Origin of the sequence: Haloterrigena salina JCM 13891 (assembly GCF_000337495.1) — an archaeon.
Taxonomy (GTDB): Archaea; Halobacteriota; Halobacteria; order Halobacteriales; family Natrialbaceae; genus Haloterrigena; species Haloterrigena salina.
Genome location: NZ_AOIS01000027.1, coordinates 20,981 through 36,932 on the forward strand (window position 1 = coordinate 20,981; position 15,952 = coordinate 36,932).

Sequence of the window (15,952 nt, forward strand, 5' to 3'; positions counted from 1 at the left end):
GCGCCATCAGAGATGTGTATAAGAGACAGGCCGATGAACGCGTAGCCCGCGTACGTCCCCCAGCTCTCGAACGTCTTCGAGCGCGCGTAGACGTAGCCGGAGATCACCGCCGTCATGAGCGCGACGACGACCGCCGTTATCCCGAGGATCGTCAGCTGACTCTCTCGCGGAGCGAAACGGAGCACGCCCGCGCCGAAAATTCCGAACGCGAGTTGCAAGAGTACCATCCCGACGAAGGCGATTCCCATATCCCCGCCCTCGACGCCTCGCTGGGCGACGTACTGACCGGCCATGATCGCCGCGCCGTAGACGACCGCGCCGATAATCGGGGCCGCGAACAGGTACTCGTTGACCTGCGTCAGCGGCGTCGTCGCGATCGCGTACATCACCGCGACGTTGATCGCCATCAGGACGCTCGCGCCGCCGATCACTTGTACCTCGCGACTCGAGAGGCCGAATCCTCGACGGGTCTCGCGCGGCGTTTCGAACGAACTCATAGCCCGAACTAGCCGTGCGGGCCGCAAAAGCCTGCGCCCTACCGCTGAAACCTGCGTTCGGGTCCGCCCGCGTGGTCAGTCGTCGACGTCGGCGTCGGGGACGTTCCACTTGTCCGAGTACGCCGTCCCGCACGTACACTTCGCGTACGCGTGCACGACATCGCCCTCGGCGTAGATGCCGCCGACGTCCTCGTTCTGTTCCTCGGCGAAGGCGAAGACGAACTGTACCGAATGGTCCTCATCGGCCGGCGCCTCTGGACACTGCCCGCCGGTGAGGTCGTCCTCGATGATTCCCTCGAGTTCCATTGCGGACTTGGCGAACTGCATCGCCTGCGTGCCGGTCGCCGCCTCGAAGGCGTTGCGGCCGCGTTCGCCGTCGACGACGATCAGAACGCCGTCCTCGACGCGCTCGCCGAACTCAGCTAAGCGGTCGTCGGAGACGTACGAGTCGGCCAGAAACAGTGCGACGTCGTCGGGCCGCTCGCCGGCCAGAAACTCCTCGCGTGGGTCGGTCATAGACCGGGATTGTCGCTCGAGGTGGAAAAAGGACGCGTCATCCGGGTGGACGTGGGATCGTAGGCTGTGAGTCCAACTCCGATTTGGTCGCCGCGATAACTGCGGAACACGGGTCTCATCCACGGTCGTAGATCGACGGCCGACGGTGGCGGCCCAGACGACGAAAACGGCTCGGAGGATCCAGTTACGACGTAGTCAGCGCTCGTCGGACTCGTTCGTACCGGGATCAGCGCTCTCGTTCTCGAGGTCGTCGCCGTTCTCGACGTTCTTCCCTTCCTCTTTGAGGTCGGAGTTGCCGTTCTCGAGATCCTCCTCGTATACCTTCGAGTTCATGATGTTGCTCCAGATCATCACCTCGACCATATCGACCCCGTTAGCGGCCGATTCGTTCTCGGCAGTCTCGTTCTCGGCCGAGCCGTCAGGCGTCTCGTTGCCGGCCGACGTATTCCCGCCAGTATTGGAGCTATCGGCCGCGGTGAGCCACTCGGAATTGATCCCCCAGCCAAGCGCCTGTTCGTCGAAGGGGTTCGCGATCTCGGAGTAGAGGAAGGAGATATCCGAACCGCGGTCGATCAGCGCCTGCCTGTAGACCTCGTAGATGATTTGGATTTCCTCGTTAGACTCGTCGACCGTTTCCGCGTCTGATCGATAGGTCAGGTAGAGTTCGCCGCTGTCTTCGAGGAGTTCGTCGACCGCGATCCCGTTCTCCTCCAGGAAGTAGTAGAACTCGCCCGGCGAACCCTCCCGGGGTTCGGAGGGTTCGACGGGTTCGATTACGGTCGCCGACGAGGAGCCACCGACCAGCGAGCCGAGACAGCCGGCGGTCGCGACCGTCGCGAGGCTCCCGGCAGCCGCGCCGAGGAACCGTCGTCTGGACGGGGAGGACTCGTGTTGCATACCGTTCAGTCGCAACGGCACCCGCAAAAAGACGCGGATGATATCGAACACTGAGTCGTGTCTCCCGGTGTGCTCGGGTGGCGTGTGACTCAGCTGCTGTAGTACGTAATACCCACGAACCGATCTGCCGTATTGAATCGTTTCCGTTGGGCGCGGTACGTGTGAATCCGGTCGCAACGAACCGAATTAGACCGACTCTGCTATGGAGATGAGAGCGGCAGAGTACAATGACCGCCGAAAATGAGACACGCCGTCTGCTGTATTCCCTGTAATGACCGTCTCGAGCCGACGGTGATCAGGTCTCGAGATCGGATGCGGCCAGCATGACCTGCAGCGCTTCGCTGGGCGTCATGTCGTCGTCGAGCTGGCCGGCGTACCACGTTAAGAGATCGACGAACACTTCGCGGACGTCGTGGGACGCCGCGTGGTGATGTGCAATCTCTCCGTCGGTTTTTAACGTAATATCGACCCCATGCGGTTCGGACGCGTCGGACAGTCGTTCGCGTGGATCGTGTGCGTGATCGGACGATTCGGACTCGAGTTGCGTGAGGCGACTCGAGTCGTCGTCGGTACTCGCGGCGTCGGCAGTCCCTGTGACTGCGTCCGCGGCGGGCGATTCGTCCGAGCGAACGAGATAGCGGTTCTCACCGAGGTCGGCGACAGTTTCGTCGTTTAACTGCAACTCGTCAGGGGTGAGCACGCTGTCGTCCTGCGTCGGCTCCGGGGTCATGTGTCAGTTAGCTAGTTGCTGTGAAGTGCTTAGACCTCAACGACCTCTTTGTCACCGAAGGTCGACGGTACACTGGCCCCGTAGCTGAACTGTGCACCGGACTGGTCGATGAGTTTGATTGTCGCACTGTCGCCACCTTCGAGCCCATTCGTTTCGATATCGCCGACGCTGATCTCGACTTTAACCCGGTCGTCGGTATTGAGGAGCTCTTCATGCGTACCAGAACCAGTGATGTTGTGCGTGCCGAACACTGTTCCATCTGCTGGAGAGCCCTCCCCACCGTGAGTAAGCGTCTGATCACTACTGTCACTGGTGTACTGGATAGTCATCGACGATAGGTCAATCGCGTTCGACCCTGCCGACTTCATGACAGTAAGGTTGATTTTGTCGACGTAATCGGCACCACTAATCTCCGTAACGTTCCCGCTCGCGTGAACGACTTCGACTTGGTTGGCGACGGCTTCCTGGGTTTCGGAGCCAGTCTCGGAGGCCTGACTCTGCAGTGTCCCAGCCGTGTTGATTAATACGCCCGCTGCAATCGCCGCCACCAGGACCATCGCGATGAACACGATGAGGGTACCGATACCCACCTGACCGCGGTCTTCAGCTTCTGTGATTTTCTCGAACATCAGTTTAGACCTCCACGACCTGCTTGTCGCCGAAGGTCGACGGTACGCTGATACCGTACGTGAATTGTGCACCGGACTGGTCGACGAGCGAAACTGTCGCGCTGCCGCCACCAGCGAGACCGTTACCGCCATTGATCGACGCAACGTCGATGGAAAGTTTGACGCGGTCGTTTGTGTTTAGTAGTTCAGTATCATCGCCAGATCCAGTGATATTTGCGGTGGCGAATTCCGTCCCACTGGATAGCGTTGCCGGCGTTGCACTATCGTTGTACGTGAGTGTCACGTCGTCCTTGTCACTGGTATACTGTACGGTCATTGAGGACAGGTCGATCGCTCCGGAACCTGCCGACTTCATGATCGTCATATTGACTTGATCAACATAGTCACCAGCAGCGTCAACATTTCCGCTCGCGTGAACGACTTCAACCTGATTCGCAACTGCTTCCTGCGTCTCGGAACCCGTGTCGGACGCCTGACTCTGTAGCGTTCCGGCCGTATTGATCAATACTCCTGCTGCAATCGCTGCGACCAGGACCATCGCGATGAACACGATGAGGGTACCGATACCCACCTGACCGCGGTCTTCGGTTTCTGTTATAGTTTCGAACATAGTGCGTACACCCTGCGTGCCGCGCTCGCCCACGACGGGTCGCGATTACACCGCGTGCGACGCGTCCGGCCGTCCATATCGTGGACGTCGATCGCCGACCTGACGGGGCGAGCCCGTCGCTCCCTCGAGGGGCGTGGCGACGGGACTCGATCGCTGTCCCGTCGAAGGCCGGCGTGTGGCGAGATCGGTGGCATCACAGTATCTGGGGATGCACCCCAGCCGGGACAACGGATAGTCGGACTATCAAGCTCTGTATCACTTCAGTCGGCGTATCGAGACTCGACTCACGATTCGAAACGCGGCGCGAACTCGAGCGTACACCTTTAGGACCTTGCCCGCTACTGAGGAGTAGTATGAGTCTGCGACGTGTATCAGGGGAACCATCGTCCGTTGTCGCTGGCGTCTGCGAGCCGGAGCTCGCGCTCGAGCCGCCCGCGACGACGAGCCCGCCGCGTCGGGACTTCGTGTAGGAGCCTATGAATTTCGGACTCGCAACCCTCCGCGAACTCATCGAAGACTTCCTCAGTAACAGCGGCGGCCGTCGCGGCCGCCAGCGCGAGCAGCACCGAGAGAGCGACGAGTTCGATGGGGATGAGGGCGCCGGGACGGCCGGCGCGCCGGAATCCGGCGACGAATCCGCGGGAGCCCCCGCTGATCTAGCTGCCGACGACGACATCGAGTCCGACGCCGAGGAAGAGAGCAGCGGTGGGAGCGGTCTGTTCGGACGCGGCTCCGCGGACGGAGACGATGAGGACGATATCGACGACCTCTACTACCGAATCGAGGAGCTCGAGGACGAACTCGAGGACAAGGAAAACGAGCTGGGGTCGGTCCAGGACTCACAGCAACACGTCGCGGAGCAGGTCGAGGAGATGAATGAGCGCGTCCAGCAGTTGCTGGGCGTCTACGATCAGGTTACGGACGACGTGAACCCGTTCACCGGCGAGGGCGAAGCCCAGAACGGCTTCGGCGTCTTCGGCGAGGACGAAGCGGGCGCCGAGACGCGGGCGACAGACGGATCCGGGATCCAGGCCAGCATGGAGTCGAACGCCGACGGCGACGAGACGGTTTCGTTCGACGACCTCAAGGGCGTGATCGAGGACGCCGCGGCGGCCCAGCCGTCGGACGGCGAGACGATCACGTTCGACGAGGAGGCAGCCGACGGAGACGATACGCACGTCGAGGTACAGGCGACGGACAGCGTCGACGATTCGGACGCGTCGTCCGGGGCCGCGGACGGCGAGCACGACGACGAGTCGACGGGCGACGAGCCGGACGACGCGACGCTGACGACGCTCGCGGACACGTACGCGACAGACATCATCGTCTTCGAGTGGCTCACCCAGTTAGTCAGGACGGGCGGATCGGCCGCGACCCTGCGGGCGATTTCCTACTACGCCGAGATCGGTTGGATCGACGACGAGGTCAAGACGCACCTCGAGAGCGTGCTCAGCGGGCCGGACCTCGATATGAACGTCGATCCCGGCTCGACGCCTGAGGAGCTGACCGCCGAGGACCACGCGGACAGCTACACGTACATCATGAAGCTACAGGAGATCCACGAGACGAGGCGGGAGGTCGAAACCGACGAACCGGCGGAGGCGGGGTCGACCTCGTGACCGATCGGAGGTGACCAGGAATGGGATTCAGTACCAGTGGCGCGGCCGCGATCCTCTTCGTCGGCGTGCTCGTCGCCGTCGGGATCGCGTATCCGGTTATCCAGACGGCCCACGAGGACCGGCGGGCCGCGATCGACGACCGCGACGACCGGTCGCTCGACCTGCGCAACACCGATATCGAACTCGAGGCGACGACCTACAACGATTCAAGCGACAATCTCACCGTGAACGCGACGAACGTCGGCTCGACGACGCTGGCGGTCGCCGACACGGACCTGCTGGTCGACGGCGCGTACGAGCCCAACGACGAGTGGCTCGAGGTTCGAGTCAACGGCACCACCGGCCGGGAACTGTGGCAGCCCGGCGAAACGCTGTCGATCGTCGTCTCGACCGCCGATCGACCGGACAGAGTAAAGCTCGTGACCGAACACGGCGTCGCCGCGACGGAGACGGGGGTGTGATCGATGGCGAGTGACTCCGTCTCGTCGCTGATCCTCTTTATCGCGGCGATGCTCGTCGCGGCCGGCGTCGCCGGGACCCTCGTGACCAACGTCACCGAGATCAGCGGCTCGATCGACACCTACAGCGGCGAGGTCAGAGAGCAGATCGACACCGACATCGAGATCATCAGCGATCCAGGTAGCGATGCGATCTACAACGAGAGCGACGGGAACGGAACCGTCTCCGTGCTCATCAAGAACACCGGCCAAAAGACCCTTGCCAGCGACGGCTCTGCACTCGACGTACTGATCGACGGTGCGTACGTCTCGAGCGAGTCGGCTACGTTCACCGTCCGCGAAGGGAGTTCGAACACGTGGCGACGCGGCGAGGTCGCCGAACTCGAACTCGAGCAGCAACTCGAACCGGGGACCGAGCACCGGATCGTCGTCATCGTCAACGGCGACGAGGAAACGCTCCGATTCTACGTGCCATGACCGATTACCACTCCATCGGATTGACAGGGCGGGACCGCGTGAACAACGCCATCGGCGGCGGCATCCCCGAGGGCAGCGTCGTGCTCATCGAGGGTGTCGACGGCGCCGGCAAGAGCGCGCTCTCCCAGCGCTTCTCCTACGGGATGGCCACCGAAGGGACCTACGTCACCTACATCTCGACGGAACTCGAGTCCTGGGAGTTCGTCCAGCAGATGAATTCGCTGTCCTACGACGTCGTCGACCTCCTATTAGAGGAACAGCTGTTGTTCCTCCACGCAAACGTCGACACGCACGACGAAGGGAAAAAGCGCCAACTGCTCGCTCGCTTTGCGAGCGCGAAGACGCTCTGGAAGGCCGACGTGGTCTACGTCGACACGCTCTCGGCGTTGTTGCGCAACGACCCCAACTACGAGGCGGTTATCGACGACGGCGACGAGGACCACGTGATTCAGCGGCTGGTCTCGTTTCTCCGGCAGGTGACGATGCAGGACAAGACGGTCGTGTTGACGGTCGATCCGTCGAGCGTCGGCGACGACGCGTTACGGCCGCTGCGGAACGTAGCCGACGTCTACTTCGAGATCGAGACGAACACGGTCGGTCAGGAGATCCGACGGAAGGTGTTGGTGCGACGGTTCCAGAACATGAAGAGCCCGGTCGACGACTCCATCGGTTTCAGCGTTCAGCAGGGCCGTGGCATCTCGATCGTCAGCAGGACGGTGGCGTAAATGTCGGACTTCGGAACCGCGCGACTCGAGAACAAACTGGACGCGCTGGCCGACGAGTACCCCCATCTCCGGGAACATCTCGAGTGGTTCTACGAGGAGTACAACGAGTACCCGAAGCTCATCGACGAACCCTCGAGCGAGTGGGAATCCCACCGGCCTAACGTCATCTACGTGGCCGAGGAACCGATCTTCTGTCACGTCTACGGCGATCTGGGGATCAGCACGACCTACTACTGCGTCGAGCCGACACTCGAGGGCGAGGACGAGGAGCTGTACGACCGCATCCGTCGCCGGATCCTCGACAAGAGCGTCACGCGACCGGCGCCCGGCGACAACGAGGAGTTCGAGGAGCACTTGGACGAACTCCTCGACGACGTCGTCGAGGTCACGTCGGGGATCACCGGCCAGTCGATCGGTCGACTCAAGTCCTTCGGGACCAGCAAGATCTCCCTCTCGCAGGACCAGTTCGACCGGCTGCGCTACCAACTCCAGCGGGACATCGTCGGGCTCGGGCCGCTCGAGCCCGTGATGACCGACCCGGCGAACGAGGACATCCACGTCATCGGACCAAAGCAGTGTTACCTCGATCACGGCACCTACGGCATGATCGAGGCGACGGTCGACTTCGGCACGCCCGAGGAGTTCGAGCAGTGGCTGCGAAACATGGGCGAGCGGATGAACCACCCCGTCAGCGACTCCGACCCGGTGATCGACGCGACGCTGCCCGACGGCTCGCGTATCAACATCATCTACTCCGACGACGTCTCCGTGCAGGGGCCCTCGCTGACGATCCGTCAGGGCGAGGAGATCCCGCTGTCGGTCTTCCAGATCACGAAGTGGGGGACGATCTCGCCGGAACTGGCGGCGTACCTCTGGCTCTGTCTCGAGAACGAGCAGACGGTGTTCGTCGTCGGCGAGACGGCATCGGGGAAGACGACGACGCTGAACGCTGCGCTCTCGTTTATCCCTCGAGACGCGAAGATCTACACCGCGGAGGACACCGCCGAGGTCATTCCGCCCCACGACACCTGGCAGCAACTGCTCACCCGCGAGGGATCGGGCGACGAGTCGGCCGACGTCGACATGTTCGACCTGGTCGCGGCCGCGCTCCGTTCCCGTCCCGACTACATCATCGTGGGCGAGGTCCGCGGGGCGGAGGGGCAGATGGCGTTCCAGGCGGCCCAGACCGGTCACCCGGTCATGCTGACCTTCCACGCCAGCGACATCGTCTCGATGATCCAGCGGTTTACCGGCGCCCCGATCAACGTTCCCGAGACGTTCATGGACAACTGCGACGTCGCCCTGTTCCAGAACCGGGTCAAACAGGGCGACGACGTCCTCCGCCGGGTTACCTCGGTCCAGGAGATCGAAGGCTACTCCGACTACGAGGGCGGCGTGGTCACCCGGCAGGCGTTCAAGTGGGACCCCCGCGACGACGACGTCTCCTTTACCGGCCGAAACAACTCCTACGTCTTGGAAGAGCAGATCGCGACGCTGCTGGGGTACGAGGACACCCGCAAGATCTACGACGAACTCGATCGGCGCGCCGAGATCATCCGACAGCTGATCGACGCCGACATCCTGGGCTACCACGAGGTCAACAAGGCCATCGCCGACTTCCAGCGCGACGGCATCGAAGGCCTCCCGATCCGGATCCGCAACCTCAACCAGTTCGCCTGAGTACCGCACCGCTTCTCACCGTATATGTCCACAGAGACCCAATCCGCGCCGGACACCAGCGCTCGATCGTTCCTCGAGTCGCTCACCTCGGCGTACGCGTCCATGGAGATGTCCTCCGGGCGGTATCTCCTCCTCGCGATCACGCCGGCGTTTGGGATCTTCATCGGCGGGGTAGCGCTGATAATCGCGCTGGGGCTGCCGCTGTTCGTCGGCCTGCCGGTCGTCCTGTTGAGTCTGCTGGCGATGGTCGTCGCGATCGTCTACCCGAAACTCTCTCAGGATCGGAAGCGAAAGCAGGTCCGCCAGCGCTTTCACCTCTTCCTGACCCACATCACGGTCCTCTCGATGACGAACATCAACCGCGTCGAAATCTTCCGCACCTTGGCCGAGGAAGACGAGTACGACGCGCTGGCCGAGGAGATGGGCTACCTCGTCGCGCTGGTCGACACGTGGAACCAGAGTCTCGACGACGCCTGCCGGATCCGCGCCAAGCAGACGCCGAGCCCGCTCTTGACCGACTTCCTCGAGCGACTCGCCTACACGGTCGGCGGCGGCCAGCAGATCAGCGAGTTCCTGATGGACGAACAGGACACGATCATCCAGCAGTTCGTCACCAGGTACGAGGCCGATCTGGCGAAACTCGACGTGATGAAGGAGCTGTACATGTCGATGATGCTGTCGGTGGCGTTCGTGCTCGTGTTCGCGATCGTCCTGCCGATCCTGATCGGGACGAGTCCGACGCTGCTCATCTCCGGGACGATCGCCATGTTCGCGATCGTCCAAGTCGGGTTCGTCTACGCGATCCACGTGGTGTCGCCGTACGATCCGACGTGGTACATCGAGGAGACGGACGGAGAGGGGCCGATGAAACGAATCCCGCGCGCGCTCGCGATCGGTATCGGCGGCACCCTCCTCCTCGCGATCGGCGTCCTCCTCGTTATCCTCGGCTATCTCCCATTCGTCGCCGATCGGGTACCGCTGCCGATCCTCGCGGCGATCCCCGTGACGCCGCTCCTCCTGCCCGGCTGGCGCATCCGCGAGGAAGAGAGCAAAGTCAAGGACCGCGACAGCGAGTTCCCCAGCTTCATCCGGGCGCTGGGGACCGTCGAGAGCGTCAAGCAGACCTCGACGGGGAGCGTCCTCGAGAGCTTACGCAAGAAGGACTTCGGGGCGCTGACCGCGAACGTCGACGCCCTCTACAAGCGACTCAACATGCGGATCGACAACGTTCGCTCGTGGCGGCTGTTCGCCGCGGAGACCGGGTCGTACCTCATCCAGAAGTTCGGCGACATGTACGTCGTCGGCCGACAGATGGGCGGCGACCCGCAGGTGCTGGGCAACGTGATCAGCAAGAACCAGAACGAGGTGCTCAAGGTCCGCGAGAAGCGCCAGCAGGCGACGACGACGCTGATCGGCGTCCTCTACGGGATCACCGCGGCGAGCGTCTTCTCGTTTTTCATCGGCCTCGAGGTCGTCGAGATCATGATGGACATCACCGGCGAGATGGACCTGGGCGAGCAGAGCCGAGTCGCGGGGGACCTCATGCACACCGAACAGTACGACCTCGTCACCATCGAGTATCTGCTGCTCGGGACGGTCCTGGTCAACGCCGCGCTGTCGGCGATCATGATCCGGATCACCGACCGCGGCCACCTGCTCAGCGGGCTGGTCCACTTCGTCTTCCTCACGTGGCTCGGCGCGCTCGTCGCGACCAGCACGCAGTACGTGGTCAACTTCGTGATGTAACCTCAACAGACCTGTGACCGATCGTCGAGACGGGCGACTCATCGCTCGTAATCGGCCGAACCTTCTTGATACTACCGCGACTGCTGACCGTATAGACCGGAGACGCCGGCCACTCATCATGATCGGATCAAAACCGTACCTCGAGACGCTCGAACAATCGGCCGGGCGGACCGACGCGACCATCCAGTGGGCCCGCTTTCTCGGTGAAACCTTCGGGACGACGGGGGCACTCAACTGCCTGCGCTACTACGAGAACCTCGGCTGGATCAGTCCGCTCGTGCGCAAACAGATGGTCTCCTATCTGCGGGGCCTCTCCCTGGGCGAGATTCACAACAAGCGGTACGACGAACCGACGACCCTCGAATACCCCCTCGAGTCGCTCAGCGGAACGCTGTTTAGCACCCACGCTCAGAGTCTCGAGTACATCGCGACGATCCGCGGCGACGATCTCGAGGAACACGTCATGATCGCCCGGATGGCCGAACGACGCGTCGAACGGCAGATCGACGAGGACGACGAGGACGGAGACCCCGACGAGATGGTGAGCATCATCCGGGACGGCCCGTCGACGTATTGATCTCCCCTCCTCCCCTCTTCGGTTTCTGATAGAATTTCCAAGAACTAGTCCGTTTTGAGATAAAATCAGAGCTATGCAACCTATTCCGAAAATCTGCCGTCGTACGCATCGTTATTGAGTCCGCACAGGCCGCAGTAATATCCAATAGTCGATAAAACAGTTATTTTATAACTCAAGATATGTTCTAATTACGAAGATGCTGTCTGTTCCGTTCCCTGTCGTTTAATATGTATCAGTGCCAGGGTCACAGTAGTCGTGACTGGGGCCGCTGTCACCGGCGGCAGTGCGTGGCCGACGCGTGGCGTTACTGGTTCCATTCACGGACCCCCCACTGGTGATCGTCAATGCGTGAGGAAACCCACAATACCGAGTCCGTCTTCGACGAACTGTCGAGGGCGGCGACTGCGGATTCACAGTCGGAATCGTACGATATCTCGCTTGGAACGACGGCGGAGTCGACCAAGGACGTCGAGCGCGAGCTCGACGAGCTAATGGAGCAGGTCAACGCGGCGCTGCCGACCGACGACGTCACGTTCGACGAGGCGTTGATCAAGGAGAATCTCGACGAGATTCTCCTGATGCTGATCGCCTTGCACGAGGAGACCCACGGCAAGGAACTCCTCTCGGATCTGACTCATCTCTTCGGCGCCCAACTCAGTCCCGGCACCGTCTATCCGTGCCTCCACGCGCTGGAGGAGGAGGGCGTGCTGTCGATGCACGCGAAGGTTCGAACCAAGGAGTACTCCATCACGGACGAGGAGTTCGTCAGATCGACCGTCGAGCGAACGATGGTCCAGCATCTGGCCTTCGGGCTGTTGCTGTACGCGTTCCTGCCGCGGCTCTGAGCGGCGGCCACTCGCCGCGCTATCGAATTTTCACCGATCGCACCGATATCAGAACGCAGTAGCGACGCCGTTTGTCGATCGTTGGTTCCCCTTCGGATATCCGCTCGCTGACGACGGCTTCGAGCCGTTACTGCTCTTCGAGGTCTTTCGCGATGTCGCTCAAGCTGTTGCTCGGCGGTTCGTACGCGTCGTAGTAGGTCGTCTCGCCGGGCGCACGCAGCCCGTAGAGGAAGTCGGGCTCGACGACGTCGATCAGTACCGAGCCGCCCCTCGAGACGCTTCCCGTCTCGACCCACTCGGTAAGCCGATCCGTCGCCCCGCTCGGATCGCGCGCCGCGTCCGGCGTCTCGTAGACGCCCGGAATCGACAGGTCGTCGCCGGTCAACGCCCGTTCGACTCGGCCGAACAGTTCCTCGCCCTCGATGACGATCCGGACGACCTCGTCGGTCGGAAACGCCTCCCGGTCGTCGGCCGGGATCTCGAGGCGCACGCCCGTCGTCGTCTCCGCGCAGGTCGACCGAACCGTCTGCACTGACGGATGGTCGCTCGCAATTCGATCTGCCATAAGCCGAAAAAACTCGTCTGTTACTCGCCGTCCTCGGCGTCGCCGAGCAGCTCGTCGACGTCGGTGCTGCCGCGGTCGACGATCGAGGCGTTGATCTGTGCGACGGCGTCGGAGACCTCGCGGCCGCGAACCGTGATACGGCGGCGCTCGCCGTCGCGGGACGGCTTGTAGCCCGTCTGGCGTTCCTTCATCAGGACTTCCTTGAGGTTCGAGCCCGCGACCTCGGGGTTCAGCGGTCGCCCGGCGTCGTCCGAGCCGCCGGTGATCTCGAGCGTGTAGCCGTCGAGACCGACCGCGCCGCCGTCGACTTCCTCGCCGATCGACTTGCCGATAAACCGATTCGCGTCCTGTTCCTCCGCCTCGAGCTGATAGGACGACCCGGAGTCGGGGTCGCCGACGACGACAGTGAAACTTGCCATACCCGACGGAAGAGGACCGTCGGTCAAAAGAACATCGATCGTCACCCAACTTTTGCACTGCGGGCGCGACTCCGTCGCGCCCTCGGCAAAACTTGGATGAAAAGCACTCCTCCCTCCGTTCTGTTCACTGCGTTCACTCCACATCGGTCGTCGGCCCGCTCGTTCGCGCCTGCGGCGCTCACTCGCGGTCGGTATCGATGAACACCTGCCCTTCCCCGTTGAGCGGAAGCTCGCTTCCGCGATACTCGGAAGAGCTTGCTCTTCCGTAGGTCGGACGGCTCTCGCGGTGCTCGAGCCGTCCTCCCGGCCATCGAGATCGGTGTGGTTCCGCTATCGAACGGATCGGTCGAGCATCGCGATCGCCGCCGCTCGAACAGTCAAGTACTTGCAACGCTTACGACAACCCGTGTTCATCGATCCCGGGAAACTCGAGGTCCGCTTGCGCGACGAGTTCGGCGGTACGATGGGCCAGTCCCGCGTGGTCGTTCGACAGGCCGTCGACCTCGCCGACGCCGGCCGGTACGAGGACGACGTCGGGGTGCCGCTGACGAACGAGGTGGTCCTCGACGAACTCGCGGACGCACCCGACGGGCCGCCGACCGACCGGTGGAACTGGTGGATCGGGTCGCTCGAGATCGCCTACGGCGGCTACGGGCAGTTCGGAATCCGGCGGTATCGAAACGAGGAGTAGCGGCCAGCGTCGGGGTTACCCCTCGCACCATCTGTATTCGTGTCGGATTCCGCCCACGGCGAAACCCGTGGGCTTTCTCCTTGCATTTCTGTGAACCGAAACGACTTTTTCGACCCTGACTGACTATTCGGTAAGTGACTTGCACAGACGCTCGCGGTGCGATCGCGGATGCGACAGACGAGCCCCGCTGCGAGGTCGGCGACACCGACCTCACCGCCCCGATCGCCGCCGATCGAACCGATCGCAGCACGGCCGCGCCCTTCGCCCGCTCCGACTCGCTCGCGGCCGTCGTCGACTGGATCCGCCCGGAAGCGGACGCCGAGCGGCTCTCGGTTCGCGCCGCCGACTCGTCGACCGGCGGCGAACCGCGTTCGGTACAGGACGGTGGTTCCTCCGGATGACCGACTACAGCGACCCCGCCACGGCCGACGAGTTCGCGACGCGGCAGGACGCCGGTGATGCAGCTCGGAACGCCCAGCGTCAGCGCCACGCCGAGCCGACCGGTGGCCTCGCAGCGCCGATCCGAGCGCTGGCCACCGCATCGCTGCCGCCCCAGGACCGATCGCTGCCCGCGACGCTGTGTACGAGCGCCGGCGAGGTCGGGCTCGAGACCGCGGACTCCCACACGCGACCCGATTCGGACCGACTGGGTCGCCTCCTCGAGCCCGTCGCTACGTCCGTCGTCCTCCTCGAGGGGTACGTTCGGCTCCGGCTCGCGCTGGTGGCGGGCGCCGACGGCGGCGATCACGACGCCCGAATCCAAACGGCCGACGCGACGCCCGAGTGGCTGTCCGTCCTCCTCGAGCACGTTCGGTTCCCGGCGGACCGGGACGCCGTCCTCCTGGCGAGCGATCACCTCCACGCCGGCGCCTACGCGACGGTCGCCGACGCGCCGCTTCCGGCGGAGCGCCAGCTCGAACTGTACCGCCTGCTGACCGAGGGGTCCTCGGCGCTCGCGCGTCGCTTCCTGCTCCTGTCCGACGCCGCGCTGGTCGACGAACGACGCGGCGCCATCGACTCCGCGGCCGTCGAGGCGACGCTCGCCGAGACCGCCGGTGCGCTCGGCGCGGCCGTCGTCGGCGCGCCGACCGAAACACGGACGGCGCTGCGGACGTATAGTCACGCAGTGATGACCGCACTCACGTCCCGGACCTCGGTCGCGTCCGACACCGATCTCCGGTCGCGCGCCGCTCGCATCCTCGCCGGCGAGGCCGAGACGCCCGCGGGGACGGCGCCGTGCGACGGAGCCGATTCGGTCGGTCCGGCCGTCGAGTCCCACCTCGAGCGAGCCCGCGGGGCGCTCGAATCGCTGGCCGACGCCGTCGTGACGACCGGCTCCGATTCGACGCCGCTGGACCGACTCGAGCGGGCGACGCGGCTGCCGTTTTCCGGGTGAGTCACGACCGATGAGCGACGGCGAACTCTCGCGTCCGATCTGGCCTGCGTACCCGCTCTCGGCGTTCGTCGCCGGGCTCGGCCACTGCTATCTAGGCGAGTGGAAACGCGGGGCGAGCTGGTTCGGGCTGTACGTCCTCGCGATCGCGTTCCTCTCCGCCCGGACGCTGTCGGGCGCATTCACCGTGAGCGAGCCGTTTTTCGTCACGGCGTTGCAGTTCGACTCCGTCAGCTACCTGGACGTCGCCGTTCCCCTCGCCGTTCTGATTATCTGCCTGCTCGACGTCTATCTCATCGGGCTCACGAAGCGAACGGCCCCGCTCGCGGCCGTCTCCGGCGAGGCGCGTTCCAACGGCTCGTAGCGTCTGTAGGTTTTTGTGCGTGTGCGTCGAATTACAGGTATGCCCCGACACGGATCACTCCTGCTCAAGAGTGCAGGCGCCCTCCTGCTCGCGTTCATCGTGCTCAGCGTCATCGCGACGGTCGTCGGCATCGTCCTCTCGGTCGTCGCGACCGTCGTGACGGCCGTCGCGACGCTCGCGATGCTCGCCGTTGTCGTCCTCGCGGCCGTCGGCCTCATCTCCTTGCTCCGAGACGACGGCGGAGGGGGCGATCTCGAGACCGAGTACGGACGCGACGGCGCCCGGTCGTCCGACGACCGCGAGGAACGCCTCCGCTCGCAGTACGTCGACGGCGAACTCAGCGAGGCCGAGTTCGAACGGGAACTCGATCGCGTCCTCGAGGACGGGCACGGTCGAACCGACGGTCTCGACGCGCGGCGCTCACGCGATTCGACGACCACGACCGATCGGTCGCGCCTCTGGGATCGGTAGCCGCGGTCCCGCGCCGTTCCGTCGCCGCCCTGTCCTCGGTCGC

Annotated in this window: 20 protein-coding genes and 1 pseudogene; 13 read left to right on the forward strand and 8 right to left on the reverse strand. The window is 63.6% G+C overall.

Translation table 11 applies throughout. From position 1 onward, the window contains the following. Positions 1 to 35: 35 nt before the first annotated feature. The 6 genes and pseudogenes from C477_RS24905 to C477_RS06630 form a co-directional block, all read right to left on the reverse strand. Positions 36 to 497 (reverse strand): annotated as a pseudogene (locus C477_RS24905) (hypothetical protein); the annotation flags it as partial. 75 nt (positions 498 to 572) lie between these two features. Beyond that, a complete protein-coding gene (locus C477_RS06610; protein WP_008893678.1) occupies positions 573 to 1,013 on the reverse strand; it encodes a DUF5807 family protein in 441 nt (146 codons plus the stop codon). A 195-nt stretch (positions 1,014 to 1,208) separates the two neighbouring features. Next, positions 1,209 to 1,910 carry a hypothetical protein gene (locus C477_RS06615; protein ID WP_049914375.1) on the reverse strand — a complete coding sequence of 234 codons (702 nt, stop codon included), beginning with the start codon at positions 1,908 to 1,910 and terminating at the stop codon, positions 1,209 to 1,211. 295 nt (positions 1,911 to 2,205) lie between these two features. Continuing rightward, positions 2,206 to 2,640, reverse strand: a complete 435-nt coding sequence (locus C477_RS06620) for a DUF7500 family protein (RefSeq protein WP_008893680.1) — start codon at positions 2,638 to 2,640, stop codon at positions 2,206 to 2,208. Between the two features lie 29 nt (positions 2,641 to 2,669). Next, a complete protein-coding gene (locus C477_RS06625; RefSeq protein WP_008893681.1) occupies positions 2,670 to 3,269 on the reverse strand; it encodes an archaellin/type IV pilin N-terminal domain-containing protein in 600 nt (199 codons plus the stop codon). Between the two features lie 4 nt (positions 3,270 to 3,273). After that, entirely contained in the window at positions 3,274 to 3,879 is a 606-nt protein-coding gene (locus C477_RS06630; RefSeq protein WP_008893682.1) for an archaellin/type IV pilin N-terminal domain-containing protein, read from the reverse strand. Between the two features lie 476 nt (positions 3,880 to 4,355). Here C477_RS06630 and C477_RS06635 point away from each other — a divergent pair, with 476 nt between their 5' ends. The 8 genes from C477_RS06635 (at position 4,356) to C477_RS06670 (ending at position 12,006) form a co-directional block, all read left to right on the forward strand. After that, positions 4,356 to 5,498 carry a FlaD/FlaE family flagellar protein gene (locus C477_RS06635; RefSeq protein WP_008893683.1) on the forward strand — a complete coding sequence of 381 codons (1,143 nt, stop codon included), beginning with the start codon at positions 4,356 to 4,358 and terminating at the stop codon, positions 5,496 to 5,498. 20 nt (positions 5,499 to 5,518) lie between these two features. After that, positions 5,519 to 5,959 (forward strand): flagellin, encoded by a 441-nt coding sequence (locus tag C477_RS06640; protein WP_008893684.1) that lies wholly within the window; start codon positions 5,519 to 5,521, stop codon positions 5,957 to 5,959. A gap of 3 nt (positions 5,960 to 5,962) precedes the next feature. Then, positions 5,963 to 6,433: a flagellin gene (locus tag C477_RS06645; RefSeq protein WP_008893685.1), complete on the forward strand. Its 471-nt coding sequence runs from the start codon at positions 5,963 to 5,965 to the stop codon at positions 6,431 to 6,433. After that, complete coding sequence (locus C477_RS06650) at positions 6,430 to 7,158, forward strand: ATPase domain-containing protein (protein ID WP_008893686.1); 729 nt, start codon at positions 6,430 to 6,432, stop codon at positions 7,156 to 7,158. The genes C477_RS06645 and C477_RS06650 overlap by 4 nt, the downstream gene beginning before the upstream one ends. Next, positions 7,159 to 8,838, forward strand: a complete 1,680-nt coding sequence (locus C477_RS06655; RefSeq protein ID WP_008893687.1) for a type II/IV secretion system ATPase subunit — start codon at positions 7,159 to 7,161, stop codon at positions 8,836 to 8,838. It begins immediately after the preceding gene. Between the two features lie 24 nt (positions 8,839 to 8,862). After that, on the forward strand, positions 8,863 to 10,584 hold the full coding sequence (gene flaJ / locus C477_RS06660; RefSeq protein ID WP_008893688.1) for an archaellar assembly protein FlaJ: 1,722 nt from the start codon (positions 8,863 to 8,865) through the stop codon (positions 10,582 to 10,584). Between the two features lie 118 nt (positions 10,585 to 10,702). Further along, entirely contained in the window at positions 10,703 to 11,161 is a 459-nt protein-coding gene (locus tag C477_RS06665) for a FlaD/FlaE family flagellar protein (RefSeq protein WP_008893689.1), read from the forward strand. A 344-nt stretch (positions 11,162 to 11,505) separates the two neighbouring features. Continuing rightward, positions 11,506 to 12,006 carry a PadR family transcriptional regulator gene (locus C477_RS06670; protein WP_008893690.1) on the forward strand — a complete coding sequence of 167 codons (501 nt, stop codon included), beginning with the start codon at positions 11,506 to 11,508 and terminating at the stop codon, positions 12,004 to 12,006. Positions 12,007 to 12,133: 127 nt separating this feature from the next. Here C477_RS06670 and C477_RS06675 read toward each other — a convergent pair whose 3' ends face one another. After that, a complete protein-coding gene (locus tag C477_RS06675; protein ID WP_049914355.1) occupies positions 12,134 to 12,571 on the reverse strand; it encodes a DUF7112 family protein in 438 nt (145 codons plus the stop codon). Positions 12,572 to 12,591: 20 nt separating this feature from the next. Continuing rightward, positions 12,592 to 12,990 carry a 30S ribosomal protein S6e gene (locus C477_RS06680; RefSeq protein WP_008893692.1) on the reverse strand — a complete coding sequence of 133 codons (399 nt, stop codon included), beginning with the start codon at positions 12,988 to 12,990 and terminating at the stop codon, positions 12,592 to 12,594. Positions 12,991 to 13,396: 406 nt separating this feature from the next. Here C477_RS06680 and C477_RS06685 point away from each other — a divergent pair, with 406 nt between their 5' ends. The 5 genes from C477_RS06685 (at position 13,397) to C477_RS06705 (ending at position 15,909) form a co-directional block, all read left to right on the forward strand. Further along, on the forward strand, positions 13,397 to 13,681 hold the full coding sequence (locus tag C477_RS06685) for a hypothetical protein (RefSeq protein WP_049914377.1): 285 nt from the start codon (positions 13,397 to 13,399) through the stop codon (positions 13,679 to 13,681). A gap of 134 nt (positions 13,682 to 13,815) precedes the next feature. After that, the gene (locus C477_RS06690; RefSeq protein ID WP_008893694.1) at positions 13,816 to 14,082 is read left to right on the forward strand and encodes a hypothetical protein; all 267 of its coding nucleotides are present in this window, start codon (positions 13,816 to 13,818) and stop codon (positions 14,080 to 14,082) included. After that, positions 14,079 to 15,077: a polyprenyl synthetase family protein gene (locus C477_RS06695; protein WP_008893695.1), complete on the forward strand. Its 999-nt coding sequence runs from the start codon at positions 14,079 to 14,081 to the stop codon at positions 15,075 to 15,077. Before C477_RS06690 ends, C477_RS06695 begins: the two co-directional genes overlap by 4 nt. A gap of 10 nt (positions 15,078 to 15,087) precedes the next feature. Continuing rightward, positions 15,088 to 15,438 (forward strand): hypothetical protein, encoded by a 351-nt coding sequence (locus C477_RS06700; protein ID WP_008893696.1) that lies wholly within the window; start codon positions 15,088 to 15,090, stop codon positions 15,436 to 15,438. Between the two features lie 39 nt (positions 15,439 to 15,477). Then, positions 15,478 to 15,909, forward strand: coding sequence for an SHOCT domain-containing protein (locus tag C477_RS06705; RefSeq protein WP_008893697.1), 432 nt, complete (start codon positions 15,478 to 15,480; stop codon positions 15,907 to 15,909). The last annotated feature ends 43 nt before the right edge of the window (positions 15,910 to 15,952 follow it).